We start from the raw sequence: 17,067 nt of genomic DNA on the forward strand, positions 1-17,067 counted from the left end.
GAGAATATATACAGTTCGTGCATACATTCCATTGCTTTAGCCTTCTATAACTGTAGCAACATCATATCAAATGTGACAAATTTGTGTCAATGACAAATATACTAGCTTTGCAGAACTTCTTTTTGCTCATCTATTTTTCGGTCAAAAACAAATACAGATACAGCGATGTTTTCCTCAATTTTAATATCAGAAAACAAATGGACTAGCTTAGCTCCCATGAGTTCCTCCATTCCTTCCGGTGTTTGTTTGGAATAAAGGTCTTGAATTAGGCTTGTCCGGGCCGCATGTACCATCTCTCTTCCTTCAGGCGTGCGGGCGATAAACTGCTCGCTTGCACTCAGATTTCCGTATAGTGTTGAAACTGCCATGTTTTCTACAAATACAGTATGAATTCTCTCAGGCCCTTTTCCGAACAATTCTTTGCGAAGTTTTCGAATGATATCATTGAATTCATGAATTTTTTTAGACATGCTGATTACCCCTTCCGATATTGCCTTATAAAGGCTTTTCCCGGTTCCCCTCAGGACATTTCACTTGGTTAAAATTTTCCTGCCATATTGTATTATAATAAATATCACATTATAATAAAAGCAGTGTTGATGGATTTGTAATAGGATCTTGTTATGAGTCTATCGTTTTATAAAAATCAAGGATTGGTCTGTTAGTAAGACTTGCTAGTGATCTATTCCGCCATGTGTGTTTACACCTTCTTAGAATTAAGGGCAGGTGTATCTATACATGGCTTTTTTTGACTTCTTGAAAGAAAGATGGAGGGGAATATGAATATGATGGACGTTAAGTCGATCAGTGTCCGTGTAGACGGAACAGAAATTCAAGCACGAGCAGGGGCCACAATTTTAGATATTTTAAATGAAAACGGAATTGAGTACCCGCAGATTTGCCACGTACCAGAGGTTGACCCGATTCAAACTTGTGATACTTGCATAGTAGAGGCAAACGGCAAGCTGGTTCGTTCATGCGCGACGGTTGCAGAAAACGGGATGTCTATTGATCTTTCAGGAAATCGAGTGAAAGAAGCGCAAACCGAAGCGATGGACCGCCTTCTTGAAAATCATTTGCTGTATTGTACAGTCTGCGATAACAACAATGGAAACTGTACGCTGCATAATACAGCGGAAATGATGGGGATCGAGCATCAAAAATACCCATACACGCCAAAAGAAGATCCTTCTTGCTCGGTTGATATGTCTCATCCTTTTTACCGCTATGATCCAAACCAATGTATTGCCTGCGGCCAGTGTGTTGAGGTCTGTCAAAACCTTCAGGTAAATGAAACACTCTCAATCGACTGGGAACGCGAACGCCCTCGCGTCATTTGGGATGAGGGAGTTCCGATCAATGAATCTTCCTGTGTCAGCTGCGGTCAGTGTGTCACAGTATGTCCATGTAATGCACTGATGGAAAAATCAATGCTCGGGCAGGCTGGTTTTATGACAGGCATTAAAGAGGACGTCATGGAACCGATGATTGATCTCGTGAAAAATGTTGAACCGGGGTATGGCAGCATTTTTGCCATTTCTGAAGTCGAAGCGGCAATGCGTGAAACAAGAACGAAAAAAACGAAAACTGTATGTACGTTCTGCGGTGTCGGGTGTTCATTTGAAGTATGGACAAAAGGACGGGATATTTTAAAGATCCAGCCTGTTTCTGATGCTCCGGTTAACGCAATTTCCACATGTGTCAAAGGGAAATTCGGCTGGGATTTTGTCAATTCTGAGGAGCGGATCACAAAGCCTTTAATCCGTAAAAACGGAGCCTTTGTGGAATCTTCTTGGGAAGAGGCCCTCGATCTTGTCGCAAGCAGATTAGGATCAATCAAAGAGCAGTACGGTAAAGGCTCTGTCGGGTTTATTTCTTCTTCTAAAATTACGAATGAAGAAAACTACGTCATTCAAAAACTAGCGCGTCAGGTATTTGAAACAAACAACGTCGATAACTGCTCACGCTACTGCCAGTCTCCTGCTACAGACGGATTGTTCCGCACTGTCGGCATGGGCGGTGACGCCGGCACGATTAAAGATATTGCCAAAGCAGGTCTCGTCATCATTGTCGGTGCCAATCCGGCGGAAGGACACCCAGTGCTCGCAACACGCGTCAAACGGGCACACAAGCTCCACGGTCAAAAACTGATTGTTGCTGACCTGCGTAAAAATGAGATGGCTGAGCGATCCGATCTGTTCATCAGCCCTAAACAAGGCACAGACCAAGTTTGGCTGATGGCTGTTACGAAATATATGATCGACCAAGGCTGGCACGATCAGGCGTTTATTGATGAGAACGTCAATTACTTTGAAGATTATAAAGAAACCCTTAAAACGTATACGCTTGATTATGCAGAACGCATCACAGGCCTTTCAAAAGAAAACATCATTCAAATTGCTGAAATGATTCGTGATGCTGACGGCACTTGTGTCCTTTGGGGAATGGGTGTCACACAAAATACAGGCGGTTCTGATACATCAGCAGCCATTTCAAACCTGCTTCTCGCTACGGGCAACTATCGCCGTCCAGGTGCCGGCGCTTATCCTCTGCGCGGACACAATAACGTGCAAGGCGCATGTGATATGGGAACATTGCCTGGCTGGCTGCCGGGATATCAGCATATTACAGATGACAAAGCACGCGCTAAATTTGAAGAGGCATATGGTGTCGAGATTGATGGAAAGCCTGGTTTAGATAATATTCAAATGCTTCATGCCATTGAAGAAGGAAAAATGAAAGCTATGTATCTTGTCGGTGAGGATATGGCACTGGTCGATTCAAACGCGAACCATGTGCATGATATTTTATCAAGCCTTGATTTCTTCGTGGTACAGGACATCTTCCTGTCAAGAACAGCTCAATATGCTGATGTCGTCTTGCCTGCCACTCCTTCACTTGAAAAAGACGGAACATTTACCAACACAGAACGCCGTGTCCAGCGATTGTATCAGGCGCTTCCGACGCTTGGTGACGCAAAACCGGACTGGTGGATTATTCAAGAGGTGGCAAACCGTTTAGGAGCGAATTGGAATTACAGCCATCCAAGTGACATTTTCTCTGAAATGGCGAGTCTTTCTCCTCTGTTTGCCAAAGCAAGCTATGAGGTGCTTGAAGGCTGGAACAGCTTCCTATGGGGCAGCTTCACAGGTGAAAGCACACCGCTTCTGTATGAAGACGGATTTAATTTCCCTGACAAAAAAGCCCGCTTTGCCCTTTCTGATTGGACCGAGCCAGCGGCATTTCCGGAGGAATATGACCTTCATATCAATAACGGCCGGATGCTGGAGCATTTCCACGAAGGAAACATGACAAATAAATCGAAAGGCATCCAAGCGAAAGTGCCGAATGTATTCGTTGAGATTTCACCTGAGCTTGCACAAGAGCGAGGTGTTTGTGACGGTTCGCTTGTACGGCTCGTTTCTCCGTTCGGAGCAGTCAAATTGAACGCGCTGATCACAGACCGGGTACGGAAAAATGAACTCTATTTGCCAATGAACTCGACAGACAAGGAGTCAGCGATTAACTTCTTGACGGGCCCTGCAGCTGATAAACGGACGAACACGCCTGCTTATAAACAGACAAAGGTCCGCATGGAAGTGCTTGGCGGCTGTGAAACAGCGCCGCTTCCAAAAACAAATCCGCGCAACAAAAAACGGCATCCGCAAAACGGAGTCGAAGCAGAAAGAAAATGGAACCGCCCTGGCTATGTCCATCTGACTGATTAAACGATAGGAGGAAAACGAATGGCCACTCCGATTACGACGATCAAAAAAGAAACAAAAACAGCTGAGCAAATTAAGCTTGAAAAAATAGAAGAACTGAAAGAGCTGCTGGCGGAAAATGAGGACGCCGTCTCTAAAACGATGACGTTAATGAATGAACTCAATGATCTTGGAATTTTTGATGCGGCAACAAGCATGCTCAGAGCGAAGGAAGACATTGCCAAGATTGCGCTTGGCCAAGTTTCCCGCGAGCCTGTCACCAACCTCATCAACACGATGATGGCTGCCGGAGGCGCATTGACAAAAGCCGATCCTGAGTTTACAGCAAAGCTTTTAGAAAGCGTAATGGCTGGGACTGAACAGGCACAAAGCTTTTTAAAAGAAGACAAGAAAGTCGGGGTTCTCGACCTGTTAAAAGCAATGAACGATCCTGACATCAACAGAGCCGTCGGCTTCGGCCTTCAGTTTTTAAAAGGCATGGGAAAAGAACTTCGAGAACAATAACAGAAAAACAGCCATCTCTTGATGATGGCTGTTTTTTTATTCGTCGGCTTCTTCCAGACGCTTCTTGTAAATAAGTGAACGGTCAGCGCAAAAGAAGGCACCGGCTAAAAATACGCAATCCGCTAAAAACATCGTCGATTTCTGGCCTAATGTTAAACCTTGATCAGGGAGAACTGCGCCTATATATAAAAAAGTGCTGACTGCAAGCAATGTAAAAGCAAAATGCTTGTAGTCTTCTTTTAAAGATTTCATTCTATTTTTGTTCAAAAGAATCACCTGCCAGATTCATAGTATACGACTATTATAATATAATCCGGCGGCTTACAGAGAAAGTAATTCTATCCATTTGTTATATATTTTCAAGCGCTTGGCCGATATCTTCCAACAAGTCTTCCGCATCTTCAATTCCTACAGAAATTCTGATCAAGCCGTCCGTAATGCCGAGCTCAAGCCGGCGTTCTCTCGGAATAGAGGCATGTGTCATTCTTGCAGGAACAGAAATTAAGCTTTCAACCGCCCCTAGGCTTTCAGCAATGGTAAACAGTTTCAGATTTCCTAAAAACGCATCAACCCGTTCTTCACTGCCAATATCAAAGGAGATCATGCCGCCGAAGCCCGATCCTTGCGTTTTTGCAAGCTCATGTCCGGGATGATTTGAAGAACCAGGGTAATATAACGTTTGGACAGCAGGGTGATTCTCAAGAAAGCTTGCGATTTTCCGCGCATTTTGATCGATCGCTTCCATTCTGAGTCCCAACGTTTTGATTCCTCTCATTAACAGCCAGGAATCTTGAGGGCCGAGCACGCCGCCTGTGGAGTTTTGCACAAAATGCAGCTCTTCTCCAAGCTCTTTCGAAGCTGTCACAACTAAACCTCCGACGACATCACTGTGTCCGCCAAGATATTTTGTCGCACTGTGCAGTACGATATCAGCGCCTAAAGTAAGCGGCTGTTGAAAATAAGGAGTATTAAAGGTATTGTCTACGATAAGCAGAACACCCGCTTTTTTTGCGATATCAGCCATGAGCGTCAGGTCGGTGATTTTGAGCAACGGGTTTGTCGGAGTTTCAATATAAATGGCTTTTGTATTAGGGCGAATCGCTTTTTCAACTTCTTCCCTGCTGCTCGTATCAACAAATGTTGATTCAATGCCAAGACGGTTAAGCACCTTTGTCATCACGCGATATGTTCCGCCGTACACATCATCAGTCAACACGACATGATCTCCGCTGTTAAACAGCATCATAACCGCTGTAATGGCAGCCATTCCTGAGCTGAACGCATAGCCTGCTTCCCCGCTTTCCAGTTCTGTCACAAGTGCTTCGAGAGCGGTTCGAGTCGGATTGGCCGTTCTTGAATACTCGTAGCCTGTATGCTGCCCTGCTTTCGGCTGCTTGTACGTGCTTACTTGATAAATCGGCACGGAAACTGCGCCTGTTTTCTCATCACCTGTGATTCCGCCATGTATCATCAATGTTTTTTTCTTCATATCAGATGCCTCCTTCGTATATTTGTTTGCTGATATATCGATCGCTGCTGTCAGGAAATACTGTGACAATGTTAGTTCCCGCCGATGCTTTTTTCGCTTCCTCCAACGCTGCATAAAGCGCTGCACCTGAAGAGCTTCCGATCAGCAGGCCTTCTTTTTCTGCCGCTTCTTTCACAAGTCTAAACGCATTCTCATCTGTTACGGTGTAGATCTCGTCAAAATGGCTCTTATCCATATAATCGGGGATAAACTCCATGCCGATGCCCTCTGTTTTATGAGCGTGAGGCTCTCCTCCGTTTAAAATCGAGCCCTCCGGTTCAACAATCACCGTTTTGACTGCTGGATTTTTTTCTTTTAAGAAGGAAGCTGTTCCTGCGAACGTGCCCCCTGATCCTGCCCCTGCGACAAATGTATGAATATTCCCATCAAGCGCTTCCCACATTTCAGGCCCAAGCGTCTTATAGTAAGTCGATGGATTTACTCGGTTTTTAAATTGCAAAACGCAATAAGAATTTTCAATTTCAGTCTCCAGCTGAATGGCTTTTTGAATGGCGCCCTGCATTCCGTCTTGACGCGGTGTATGAATGATTGATGCGCCAAGCGCTTGCATAATTTGCTGTTTCTCTCTGCTGAAATGTTCAGGGACACAGAAAATCGCTTTCAGCCCATATTTTCTGGCACTCAGCGCAAGGCCGATCCCTGTATTGCCTGCCGTAGCTTCTATAATCACTCCGCCGGGTTTCACTTTGCCTGAATCGAGCGCGTCACGAATCAGCATATCTCCCAGTCTGTCTTTGATGCTTCCCCCTGGATTCATCATTTCAAGCTTGGCATACACCGCGACTCCTTCTGGAACATCAAAGTTCTTCAAGCGGAGAAGCGGTGTATTCCCAATCAGCTCGGTAATGTCCGTAATCACTGTCATATATGTCCTCCTCCTTAATAGAGGTTGTTTTTAGAGAAAAACGGAGGAGAACGTTCTCCCCGTTTTAATGAATCCGTTTGATCACCTTTAACACAAGCTCTGTTGAATGAACAGCCGCCTGCTCTAAAAATTGGTCAAATGAAACATGTGATTCTTTGCCTGCGATATCTGATAACGCTCTGATGACGACAAACGGCGTTTTAAATTGATGGCATACTTGAGCCACTGCCGCAGCCTCCATTTCAACCGCGTACAGATCAGAAAATCTCGCACGCACCTCTTCAACCCGCTTCGGATCGTTCATGAAAGAATCGCCTGTTGCAATCGTTCCTTTTGCAACCTGAATGCCGTCGAGTTCAGATACCGCTTCTTCAGTGATGCTGATCAGCTTTTCATCCGCCGCATAAGCAGCCGGAAGACCCGGCACTTGGCCGTATTCATAGTCAAAAGCCGTTACGTCTACATCATGGTGGCGAACGTCAGTGGAAATGACGACATCTCCTACATTCAATGTATGATGAAATCCGCCGGCTGAGCCTGTGTTAATAACATAATCAGGCTTGTAACGGTCAAGCAGAAGCGTCGTGCTGATAGCAGCATTTACTTTTCCAATTCCTGATTTTAAAAGAATCACTTCAGTTCCTTCAAATTCGCCTGTTGTAAATTCACAGTGTGCGATCGTTTCTGTTTTTGCATTTTCAAGTTTGTTTCTTAAGATGGTAACTTCCTCTTCCATTGCTCCGATGACTGCTAGTCTCATCTATTCACATTCCCTTCACTTTACCGTTTGATCGCCTCCATTATCCACACGAAGTCGTTTTGCTGAGTGAATCGGACTGCAAAACCTTCAGCTGTAAACATTTCTTTCAACGCATCCAATGTAGGATAATGCTCTGTCTCTAAATCATTTGCAAGCTGATAAAAGCCTTGAGAACGGGCTTTATCGATAGCCTGTTGATACGCTTGCGCATCTTCAAAGACGGTATCGGCAAACACTATTTTATCATGCAAGTGAAGGTATTTGCCATATTGCTTTATGGCAGCCCGCTTTTCTTCGTCAGTCAAATGATGAAAAGCATATGAACTGACAATCGTATCAGCCTGAAATGGCGGCTCAGGGAATGTCAGGAAGTCTCCATCAACGATTTCCGTCCTGCCTGAGAGCTTGTCAGAAGCCAGTTTACGCATTGCTGGAGAAGGTTCGATTCCAAATACAGTTTTGCCTGCATCGAGCAGCTTAGCCGTCAAATTCCCTGTCCCCGGGCCAAATTCTAACACATGCGTTCCAGATTTGCTGACGATGGCATCAAGGATATGATCGTAGCCTCTGAACGCTTCTTTATACTGAATATCTAAACCTTTTACTGTTTGATCATAAGTTGCTGCCCAATCTTCAAAGAGAGGGATAAATTCACGTCCCATATTTGTCACACTCCATATTTAATAATTCCTATAAGCATACTATGAATTAATGATGGAACAGTTCCTATAATACCACATCTTCTGAAAAGCAGGTACTAAAACACTTTGTGTATTTTATGCCATCTCATATTGCGCATTGACCGCAAAAAAGCTTATACTTCATATGACTTGTGAAAGCTGGAGGGTCAAGACATGAATTTTCAATTAGATCTGATTAAAGACAAAGTGGAATTTTTTGAAGCGGCTTCATTGCAGGAGCTTGAAAAGAAAATCAATACACAAATTGAAAACAATAAAGCCATCATGCTCCGGGTGAAATCTGTTTCACACCAAACTGCTGTGGCAGAAGGAAGAATATTGTACAGCGCGGTGGTTCATTTCGCAGCTGAAGCCTAAAACAAAAGCAGCCGGTTGTAACCCGGCTGCTTTTGTTTATTTTAGCTTTTCTACTTTTGTCGGCTTCCAGCCTTTTTCATCGACCCATGTAATCGTGACTTGATATTTATTCCCAGTCGCCTTGTCCAAAATTTTGCCTTTGGCATCCTGAGGGCTGCCGTTATTTCCGAGCCAGAGCACCGTCATGTTATCTGTTGAGACACCAGTTGCGTACGAAATGGCTTTCAGCATCTCAGCCCAGTCTTGTGAGCTTGAATCATAAGTAGCGGCATGCTCGCCAGTCTGCTCAGTTCCGACTGCTTTCCAGTCAGGATTTTCATACGTTTTTTCCACATCGCTCGATGAGCCGCCTTCTGTTACTTTTGCATCTTTAAGCCCGTCACCGGCTGAATCTGAGCTTGAATCTGAATCAGAGTCATCTTTTTTAGAAGGAGAATCATCTTTTTTGGAATCAGAGTCAGAAGACTTCTCAGAATCCTTTTCACTGTCAGATGTATCTTTCTTGCTGTCTTTTATATCCTCATCCGATTTCTTTTCCGTCTTTCCTGAAGCCGGAGATTCCTGTTTTTGCGTCGTTTCAGAATCCTTGCTGACATCTTTGCTAGAAGGACTGTTAATGAAGAGATTCGCTGCTACTACGACAATTAGTATGGATACGATTGCGATTAAAATGTTAAGCACTAAATTGGCTTTTCTGCGTTTATCACGATTTTCATAACGAGATTGATTATTGCTCAATAATTCTGCACTCCTTTATCCCTCTTGGCTCAGCATATATTTTAACATGTGCTGAGAAGTTGTTCTATTTCTGATTGATTTCAATTTCGTGTACTTTTTTAACAATATCATAAAACACCGAATTTGTCAGAGCCTTATCTCCCGGTATATCCATGTGTAAAACAACCAGAGCGTATTTCGGCTTATCCGCGGGAAAATATCCGGCAAACCATTTTTCATAGAGCGTTTCCTTCTCTTTTGAAAGCTTGCCTGTCTGGGCTGTGCCCGACTTCCCTGCTACAGTATACGGAAGATCTTGAAACCTTCTGCCCGTTCCGGAAGGAGATTCTACTACCCGCCGCAGTATTTTTTGAAGCTGCTGTGACGTATATTTGTCTATCGTTTCCCCTTTGAGCTTCTGATCTTTAAACGTAACGAGCGTTGTGCCGTTCTTATACTCAATTTGTTCGGCAATTTTCACCTGCCGTTTTTCTCCGCCGCGGGCGATTGTCGCCATCATATTGGCTACCTCCAGCGGCGTTACCTTTACATTTTTCTGCCCGATTGCTGTTTGCGCAATGGCTTTTTTGACTGATTTGTCTTTTTCATCCCCCCAAATCACGCCGCTTTTTTCGTTATACAGCTGGCGGAAATCGGTTTCGTGGTACAGTTTTCCCTCCCAGCCTGCCCGATCAGTGAGAGCCAGCTTCTCGGACATATCTTCAATAACCGAGCTGTCTTTTTTCATTAATTGTTCTGCAAGACTCGTAAATGTGTAATTACAGCTTTGTGCAAAACTTTCATCAAAAGACAAGGTTCCTTTGTCGTCCCCTGGTTCCCCGTACAGGTTTAAATTGCAATTAAAGGTTTGACTAGGCTTCACCATATTATTTTCGATTGCAGCTGCGGCAATGACTGTTTTAAAAACTGATCCGGGATAGATTGGCGTCAGCATATAATTTTGAAGTGTGTTTTGTCGGGACACATCCGCATCTGGTTTGCTTACAATTCCCAGAACACTGCTATTTTCGATGTCCAGCAGCACAGCTCCTCCCTTTTTCAGCCCCTGTTCATCCAATACCTCCTCCATCGCTTTTTGAATGCTTTGATCGATCGTTGTTTTGACCTGGAGCGGATAAAATGTATTGGCTTCAGCTGTATATTTGACGTCCATGCCAAACAAAGGGTTTCCTTTTCCGTCCACATGATATAAAAGCTTTGTGTCTTGTTCCGGAAGCAAAAACTCGTCAAATGTCCGTTCTAAACCGGTTGTTCCGATTTCTGTTGTAATCGGAAGGCTCTCCTTGTCAGGATATTTCTTGCGAAGCAGCGCCGGATCTTGGTTCGTGCTCCCTATCGTATGTGAAGCAAGGCTGGGCTTGTCTTCATTCTCCATATATACGCCGTAAATGCCGGGATATTTCAAAGAATTAATTTTTGTGATAGATTGTTTTGAAAGTGTTTTGATTTTCTTTTGCTGCAAAATGACCGGTTTTTTTGCCTTACCTAGTGTCTGGCGCAAATCATCTTCAGACATGCCGAGGATGTCCGCAACTTTTTTGATCGGCCAATCCTGCGTCAGCAGAAAAGGGAACAAAACAACCGCAGGCTCGCTTTGTCCTGTCAGCGCCCGCCCGTTTCGATCTAAAAAAGAGCCTCTTCCATCTGAAATGAGCACTTCCTCCGTCCGCTGTTTCACACTTTCTTGAATCAAATTAATTTTCTTTTTAGAAAATGATTCTGTGAAAAACAGCTGGATTTCTGCAAGCCTCAGCAGAAGCAGAAAAAATACAATCAAAAAAACGATGACTGCCAGCTTCATTCGTTTCGATATCTTCATAAAAAAACACCTCACCCACATTGTGGACGAGGTGTTTCGCTGCTAAACAGATATTATGAAATTTTCACAATTTTCACGAGCATTTCTCCGCCCGGTGTTTGTACTGTGACTTCTTCATCTACTTTTTTGCCCAAGAGGCTTTTTGCGATCGGTGAATCGTTTGAGATTTTCCCTTCAAACGGGTCAGCTTCCGCGCTTCCGACGATCGTATATGATTCTTCATCACCGTCAGGCAGTTCGACGAAAGTGACGGTTTTACCCAAACCGACAACGTTAGAGCCGCCGTCATCTTCAATGATTTTCGCATTGCGAATCATATTTTCAAGAGTCGTCACGCGGCCCTCTACAAATGCCTGCTCTTCTTTCGCTGAATCGTATTCAGAGTTCTCGGAAAGGTCTCCGAAGCTTCTCGCAATTTTGATTCGCTCTACTACTTCTTTTCGTTTAACCGTTTTCAAATATTCTAATTCTTGTTCAAGTTTTTGTTTTCCTTCTGCAGTCATAGGAAAAACTTTCTCTTGTGCCATGTCCCTTCACTCCTTCTGGTTGTCCCTCAACATCTTCGATTATGTATGAGAGCATAAACTAAAAAATACAAGAATGAGAACACAGGGCAGTCCTCGTTCTTCTCTCCCATATAGGTACTGTTTATCTTAAACTGAATCGTGTCGTTCTGCAAATATTTCGCGTTTATAAACAGGGAAAGAAGGGAATTCGCACATTCCCTTCCTGCCTATACATAATATGGTCAGAGTTATTTATGTCTATGCTATGGTATTACAAAATCGCGTTTTGTTCAAGAATGGTTTGAATTTTTGTGACCATCAGATCAATTGCGACGTGATTCTGACCGCCTTCCGGGATAATAATATCAGCGTATCGTTTCGTCGGCTCGACGAATTGGTTATGCATCGGACGGACCACTGACACATATTGTTCAATGACAGAATCAATAGAGCGTCCGCGCTCATTAATATCTCTCATAATCCGTCTGATGATACGCAAGTCAGCGTCCGTATCAACATAAAGCTTGATATCCATCAGATCACGAAGCCTTTTGTCTTCAAGAACAAGAATGCCTTCAAGGATAATAACATCCTTTGGCTCTACGTGAACCGTTTCTTCTGAACGTGTGTGAAGCTTATAGTCATAAATCGGCTTTTCAATCGGGCGGTAATTCAATAGATCTTGAATATGCTCGATTAAATAGTCATTATCAAACGCAAGCGGATGATCATAGTTTGTGTTCAGCCTTTCTTCAAACGGAAGATGGCTTTGGTCTTTATAATAAAGGTCCTGCTGGATCATTAAAATTGAGTGTCCTTTAAATTGTTCATAAATGGACCGTGTGACACTCGTTTTTCCTGAACCGGAACCTCCTGCGATTCCAATGACTACTGGATTCTTACCCATGGGCTGTTACTTCCCCTTTCTCATCATGTTGCTCGGATAAATCTTTTTGTCTAGTTTGAATTTGACAATTTGCAGGGGATGGCGGGCAGCATCTAGCTCATTTCCGTCTTCGTCCCAAATGGTTTCAATCATATGTGTAAAGTTTTCGATTTCTGGTCCGAAAAATTCCACTTCGTCGCCTTTTTTGAAGAAATTGCGCTGCTGAAGCGTGACCATTTGTGTATCTTCATCATAATTCAGCACTAAGCCGACAAAATCATATGTCGTTTTCTTGGCGTGTTCGCCGAACATTTGCTCTTCATAGCCTGGCGTTCCTTCAAAGAAAGCTGTCGCAGTGTCCCTGTTGGCGCACTTATCAAGCTCTTCAAGCCATTCTTTTTGAATCACAAAGTTCTCTGGATCAGCGCAATAAGCATCGATTACTTTGCGGTATACGCTGACAACAGTTGCTACATAGTGAATGGATTTCATGCGGCCTTCAATCTTTAAGCTGTCGATCCCCATTTCAATCATTTTTGGAATGGATTCAATCAGCTTCAAATCTTTCGGGCTCATCGCAAATGGTGCATCTTCTTCACCATACAAAGCAACGGCGTTGGCACCGTCTGTTTGATAGAGATCATAATCCCAGCGGCATGACTGGCAGCAGCCTCCGCGATTGGAATCCCGCGCTGTCATGTGATTGCTCAGCACGCAGCGGCCGGAATATGCAATACACATTGCGCCATGAATGAAGGATTCGATTTCGATATCTACCTTTTCTTTCATTTCTCTGATTTCAAGAGCGCTAGTTTCACGTGCCAGCACGACGCGGTCGAGACCTTCTTCCTTCCAGAACTGGACAGCCTTCCAGTTTGAAAGTGACTGCTGTGTGCTCAAGTGAACCTCAACATTCGGCGCCACTCTGCGGCATGTTTCAATAATAAGCGGATCTGCCACAATAATACCGGCAACGTTGGCGTCTCCAAGCGCTTTTAAATAGTCTTCAAGCCCGTCCATGTTTTCATTATGAGCGAAAATATTCGTTGTTACGTAGATCTTCGCGCCATATTTCTTTGCGAATTCAACGCCTTCTGCAATTTCTTCGATCGTAAAGTTATCGGCATTCGAGCGAAGCCCGTATTCCTGTCCCCCGATAAAGACCGCGTCCGCTCCGTAATGAACAGCGATTTTCAGCTTTTCAAGATTACCCGCAGGTGCGAGAAGCTCCGGCTTTTTCGTAATCACACGCTTTCCATTAACGATTGTGGATATTTTATCATTTACGGCAGTCATAGCTTAACCTCCTTTTGATTAATAAACCGTTTCCTTGAAGAAGAATCCGGTATCAATTTTTCTGTTTACTGGCTGGATGCTCTCAATGCGTTCGATCCAGTCTTCTTTTTTCGCTTCGTATTCGTCACGGTTTTCCACGCACAAATCAATTGCTTCTCTGTACATTTTGGTGACTTCTATTAGGTATTCAGGCGTTTTCAAAACCCCATCGATTTTGAAAGAATCAATTCCGGCATCTATCAATTCCTCGAGCTCATCAATGATGCACACATCGTTCGGGCTCATGATGTGAGTGCCGTTTTCATCTTCGAAAATCGGATATTTATTATCGCGTTCTTTATCGTGTAAAAACATGCCTGATTCTTTTTTCTTTCTTTCAATGTCCATGACTTTGCCCTGATATTCAAAATAGTTTCCAATCAAAGAACGCTTCGATTGGAACATGCACGTCATTCCATGCACCTGGATTTCAATTTCGACTTCAGCATTTTCTTTAATCTCAACAATGCTGTCCATGTTTAATTCTCTGGCAAGCACAGAACGCGCCGCACCCTTGCGTCCCCAGTAGTTGCATGTATAATAGTTGGTGCCTGTCGTTTCTGTGCTCCAATGAAGCTTCAGATCAGGCGCAGATTCACGGGCAGCCATCAGCACGGCAGGATCGCCGAATACCACTGCATCGACACCGGCTTCTGCTAAGAAAGCCAGATATTCGCCAAGCTCACCCACTTTATCATTATGGAAAATTGCATTTACAGCAACGTATACTTTTGCCCCTTCTTTGTGAGCAATCTCTACGGCTTTTGTTACATCTTCACGAGAAAATTCTCCGGCTAATCTCAAGCCGTATCTCTGTTCCCCAACTAAAAACGCAGTTGCCCCAGCCTGTATGAGCGGCAAAATGTCCGCTGTACTCGTCGGAGTCACTAAGAGCTCTGGTTTTTTCATGACGTTCACCTCTTCTTTTTACTAATCGCAAGTCCGTCCCCGACAGGAATAATCGCAGTTTGATAATCCGGATGATTCATCAGCCAATGATTATATTCATCAATTTTTGCTACAAGCCTGCGCCTTCTCTTCGGTTCTATTTTGCTGTAATCCTCTGCCACCAGACCTTTAAACAGCACGTTGTCTGTTATTATCACCCCGTCCGGTGAAAGCATCGGTTCATATAAATGAAAAAAGTTTTGATACTGACCTTTTGCAGCGTCAATAAAAATGACATCGTAAGGCGCGGTTACATGAACGGCGTCGGCTAATTCAAGCGCATCTCCGTAAAAAACATGAATCCGGTCATCAAGCTGAAATTCCTTGATATTGTTTACCGCTTCTTCATGCCGTTTCTCATTGCGTTCAATTGTATATATTTCAGCAGACGGCAGCTCCAGCGCCATTCGAATGGCTGAATAACCAATGGCCGTTCCGATTTCTAGTATTTTTTTCGGCTGTTTCACAGACAAAATTTGAAGCAGCACCTCCATGCCCGCTTTTTCCATAATCGGGACATGATGTTCTTCTGCATATGCTTCAAGCTTCTTCACGTTATCCGGCCGAGGCTTTAATAATGCTTCTATATAGTCATTTATTTGTTCATACCGGTCAGTCACTACAAACAGCCTCCCGTTCTAAAAAGGAGTGCCCCAGTCTTATGCGCAGGACACTCTCTGAATACATCATGATACATCGGTAAACAACCCGATATATTTTATCATAAAACCTTGCGGAAAGCGAACAAAAGGAGAGCTTTTTGCTCTCCTTTTATTTCTCATTTTTTGAGGAAATGTATTTTTCTTTTGCTTTATTATGCTCTTTTAGCGTTTTTGTAAATACGACCTCACCATTTGATTTGGCCAAGAAATACAGATAGTCCGTTTTATCCGGATGCAGCGCCGCTTCCCATGATGACATGCCGGCATTGGCAATCGGCCCTGGCGTCAGCCCTGTGTTTTTATACGTATTGTATGGTGAATCGATTTCCAGATCCTTATAAAGAACCCGATCTTTATGCTTGCCTGCCGCGTACAGGACGGTCGGATCTGTTTGGAGCGGCATTTTCTTTTTCAGGCGGTTATAAAAGACGCTCGCAATTTTATGGCGGTCGGCTTTTTCAGTCGCTTCTTCTTCTATCAAAGAAGCCATTGTCAGCAGCTTATGCACAGAAACTTTGTTTTTCTTCATTTCTGATTTATATGTTTCCACATAAGAATTTGTCTGCTTAATCATTGCCTTGATAATGTCTTCAAGTGATGTGTCCGGATCGTTAAAAGGGTATGTAGCCGGGAATAGGTACCCTTCAAGCGGGTGCTTAATGTTTTTATTGAAAACATCATTTGTCACAGTGTCCGGGAATTCTTTCTTCAGCTGATTGATAAATGTTTCATCGTCCAGCTTCGCTATGACTTGTTTTTTAGAGTATTTTGTTTCATCAGCAATAGCAGCCGCGATTTGGGTCAGCTGTGCTCCCTCAGTCACTGTGATTTGAAAAGCGTAGCCTGTAGCCCCGCTTGTCAGCTTCTGAATAATGGCATCTAAATCCATACCTTTATTCAGATGGTAGAATCCGGCCTGAAACCCGGAAGCACCTTTATATTTCACATAGTACTGAAACGCCTTCTCGCTTTTTATGACATCATTTTTCTTTAATATCGATGCGATGGCTGAAACAGACGAACCGCTCGGAATGTTAATATTAACTGTCGTTTTACTGTCTTTTTCAACAGGTTCAAGCAATGATTTCCCATATAAAAATGCCCCGCCAATGATGAGAAACAGCACAACAATGGAAGACAGTATAATTCTTTTTTTATTAAAAAACGATTTTTTTTGCTGATTGATATACATTAGGTCTCCTCCCATCAGCTCTTATACTACATGATTCATTGTATTTCGGCAATTTATTACAAAAAGAGGCCTGCATAAAGCAGAAAAAAGCCGGAGCAGTATAGCTCCGGCTTTGATTTGGCGCGATGTTTTACTCTTCGTCTTCGTCCGCTAAGAATGTGTTTAGTGTTTCTTCGATCATATCCCATTCTTCGTCAGTTTCAATCGGGAATAGCTCACCGTTTTCACCGTCTTCGTTTGGCGTGAAGCTGGAAGCAAGAATTTCTACTTCTTCGTCATCTTTTGATTCGATTGGATAGTACAAGACATAAGACTTGCCAAACTCTTCGTTTTCAAATGTAAACAACACTTCACAAAGCTGTTCATTTCCTTGATCGTCAACAATTGTAATATTTTTTTCGCCGTGTTCCATTTTCTTCACCTCTGGCTTTAATTTAAGCTGTCAAGATATCCTTGTAAAATCATAACAGCCGCCATTTTATCAATGACTTTTTTTCGTTTTTGCCTGCTGACGTCAGCT

Annotated in this window: 19 protein-coding genes; 3 read left to right on the top strand and 16 right to left on the bottom strand. The window is 43.5% G+C overall.

Annotated elements, in window-relative coordinates; all coding sequences use genetic code 11:
* Positions 1-101: 101 nt before the first annotated feature.
* Positions 102-470, bottom strand: a complete 369-nt coding sequence (locus RAC86_RS04490) for a Na-translocating system protein MpsC family protein (RefSeq protein ID WP_003229814.1) — start codon at positions 468-470, stop codon at positions 102-104.
* 315 nt (positions 471-785) lie between these two features.
* Here RAC86_RS04490 and fdhF point away from each other — a divergent pair, with 315 nt between their 5' ends.
* Both fdhF and RAC86_RS04500 read left to right on the top strand, forming a co-directional pair.
* A complete protein-coding gene (fdhF, locus tag RAC86_RS04495; protein ID WP_342623140.1) occupies positions 786-3,728 on the top strand; it encodes a formate dehydrogenase subunit alpha in 2,943 nt (980 codons plus the stop codon).
* 18 nt (positions 3,729-3,746) lie between these two features.
* The gene (locus tag RAC86_RS04500) at positions 3,747-4,229 is read left to right on the top strand and encodes a helical membrane plugin domain-containing protein (protein WP_003229812.1); all 483 of its coding nucleotides are present in this window, start codon (positions 3,747-3,749) and stop codon (positions 4,227-4,229) included.
* 36 nt (positions 4,230-4,265) lie between these two features.
* Here the strand turns inward: RAC86_RS04500 and RAC86_RS04505 are convergent, their stop codons facing one another.
* From RAC86_RS04505 to RAC86_RS04525, 5 genes are all read right to left on the bottom strand, one after another.
* Positions 4,266-4,496, bottom strand: coding sequence for a YrhC family protein (locus RAC86_RS04505; RefSeq protein ID WP_003237358.1), 231 nt, complete (start codon positions 4,494-4,496; stop codon positions 4,266-4,268).
* Positions 4,497-4,578: 82 nt separating this feature from the next.
* Positions 4,579-5,718 (bottom strand): bifunctional cystathionine gamma-lyase/homocysteine desulfhydrase, encoded by a 1,140-nt coding sequence (locus RAC86_RS04510; protein WP_017696065.1) that lies wholly within the window; start codon positions 5,716-5,718, stop codon positions 4,579-4,581.
* 1 nt (position 5,719) lies between these two features.
* Positions 5,720-6,643, bottom strand: a complete 924-nt coding sequence (locus RAC86_RS04515) for an O-acetylserine dependent cystathionine beta-synthase (RefSeq protein WP_014477492.1) — start codon at positions 6,641-6,643, stop codon at positions 5,720-5,722.
* A gap of 64 nt (positions 6,644-6,707) precedes the next feature.
* Entirely contained in the window at positions 6,708-7,403 is a 696-nt protein-coding gene (gene mtnN / locus RAC86_RS04520) for a 5'-methylthioadenosine/S-adenosylhomocysteine nucleosidase (protein ID WP_086344134.1), read from the bottom strand.
* A gap of 20 nt (positions 7,404-7,423) precedes the next feature.
* Positions 7,424-8,065 carry a class I SAM-dependent DNA methyltransferase gene (locus tag RAC86_RS04525; RefSeq protein WP_080529611.1) on the bottom strand — a complete coding sequence of 214 codons (642 nt, stop codon included), beginning with the start codon at positions 8,063-8,065 and terminating at the stop codon, positions 7,424-7,426.
* Between the two features lie 192 nt (positions 8,066-8,257).
* On the opposite strand from RAC86_RS04525, the gene RAC86_RS04530 reads away from it, so the two are divergent.
* Complete coding sequence (locus RAC86_RS04530; RefSeq protein WP_014477495.1) at positions 8,258-8,461, top strand: YrzA family protein; 204 nt, start codon at positions 8,258-8,260, stop codon at positions 8,459-8,461.
* Between the two features lie 36 nt (positions 8,462-8,497).
* On the opposite strand, the gene RAC86_RS04535 is transcribed toward RAC86_RS04530, so the two are convergent.
* The 10 genes from RAC86_RS04535 to ruvX form a co-directional block, all read right to left on the bottom strand.
* Positions 8,498-9,199, bottom strand: a complete 702-nt coding sequence (locus RAC86_RS04535) for a YrrS family protein (protein ID WP_038429387.1) — start codon at positions 9,197-9,199, stop codon at positions 8,498-8,500.
* 64 nt (positions 9,200-9,263) lie between these two features.
* Positions 9,264-11,018, bottom strand: a complete 1,755-nt coding sequence (locus tag RAC86_RS04540) for a peptidoglycan D,D-transpeptidase FtsI family protein (protein ID WP_033882969.1) — start codon at positions 11,016-11,018, stop codon at positions 9,264-9,266.
* Between the two features lie 53 nt (positions 11,019-11,071).
* Positions 11,072-11,545 carry a transcription elongation factor GreA gene (gene greA / locus RAC86_RS04545; RefSeq protein ID WP_004399078.1) on the bottom strand — a complete coding sequence of 158 codons (474 nt, stop codon included), beginning with the start codon at positions 11,543-11,545 and terminating at the stop codon, positions 11,072-11,074.
* 250 nt (positions 11,546-11,795) lie between these two features.
* The gene (gene udk / locus RAC86_RS04550; RefSeq protein WP_003225916.1) at positions 11,796-12,431 is read right to left on the bottom strand and encodes a uridine kinase; all 636 of its coding nucleotides are present in this window, start codon (positions 12,429-12,431) and stop codon (positions 11,796-11,798) included.
* A 6-nt stretch (positions 12,432-12,437) separates the two neighbouring features.
* Entirely contained in the window at positions 12,438-13,706 is a 1,269-nt protein-coding gene (locus RAC86_RS04555) for a peptidase U32 family protein (RefSeq protein ID WP_080529612.1), read from the bottom strand.
* A gap of 18 nt (positions 13,707-13,724) precedes the next feature.
* A complete protein-coding gene (locus tag RAC86_RS04560) occupies positions 13,725-14,654 on the bottom strand; it encodes a peptidase U32 family protein (protein WP_080529613.1) in 930 nt (309 codons plus the stop codon).
* A gap of 5 nt (positions 14,655-14,659) precedes the next feature.
* Positions 14,660-15,313 carry an O-methyltransferase gene (locus RAC86_RS04565; RefSeq protein ID WP_014480416.1) on the bottom strand — a complete coding sequence of 218 codons (654 nt, stop codon included), beginning with the start codon at positions 15,311-15,313 and terminating at the stop codon, positions 14,660-14,662.
* 151 nt (positions 15,314-15,464) lie between these two features.
* Positions 15,465-16,547: an endolytic transglycosylase MltG gene (mltG, locus tag RAC86_RS04570; protein WP_003229799.1), complete on the bottom strand. Its 1,083-nt coding sequence runs from the start codon at positions 16,545-16,547 to the stop codon at positions 15,465-15,467.
* A gap of 130 nt (positions 16,548-16,677) precedes the next feature.
* Complete coding sequence (locus RAC86_RS04575) at positions 16,678-16,959, bottom strand: DUF1292 domain-containing protein (RefSeq protein WP_003246199.1); 282 nt, start codon at positions 16,957-16,959, stop codon at positions 16,678-16,680.
* Between the two features lie 17 nt (positions 16,960-16,976).
* Positions 16,977-17,067, bottom strand: a 91-nt coding sequence (ruvX, locus tag RAC86_RS04580; RefSeq protein WP_377885416.1) for a Holliday junction resolvase RuvX, incomplete at its 5' end; no start/stop codon positions are given.

The organism is Bacillus sp. LR_5 (assembly GCF_042709275.1).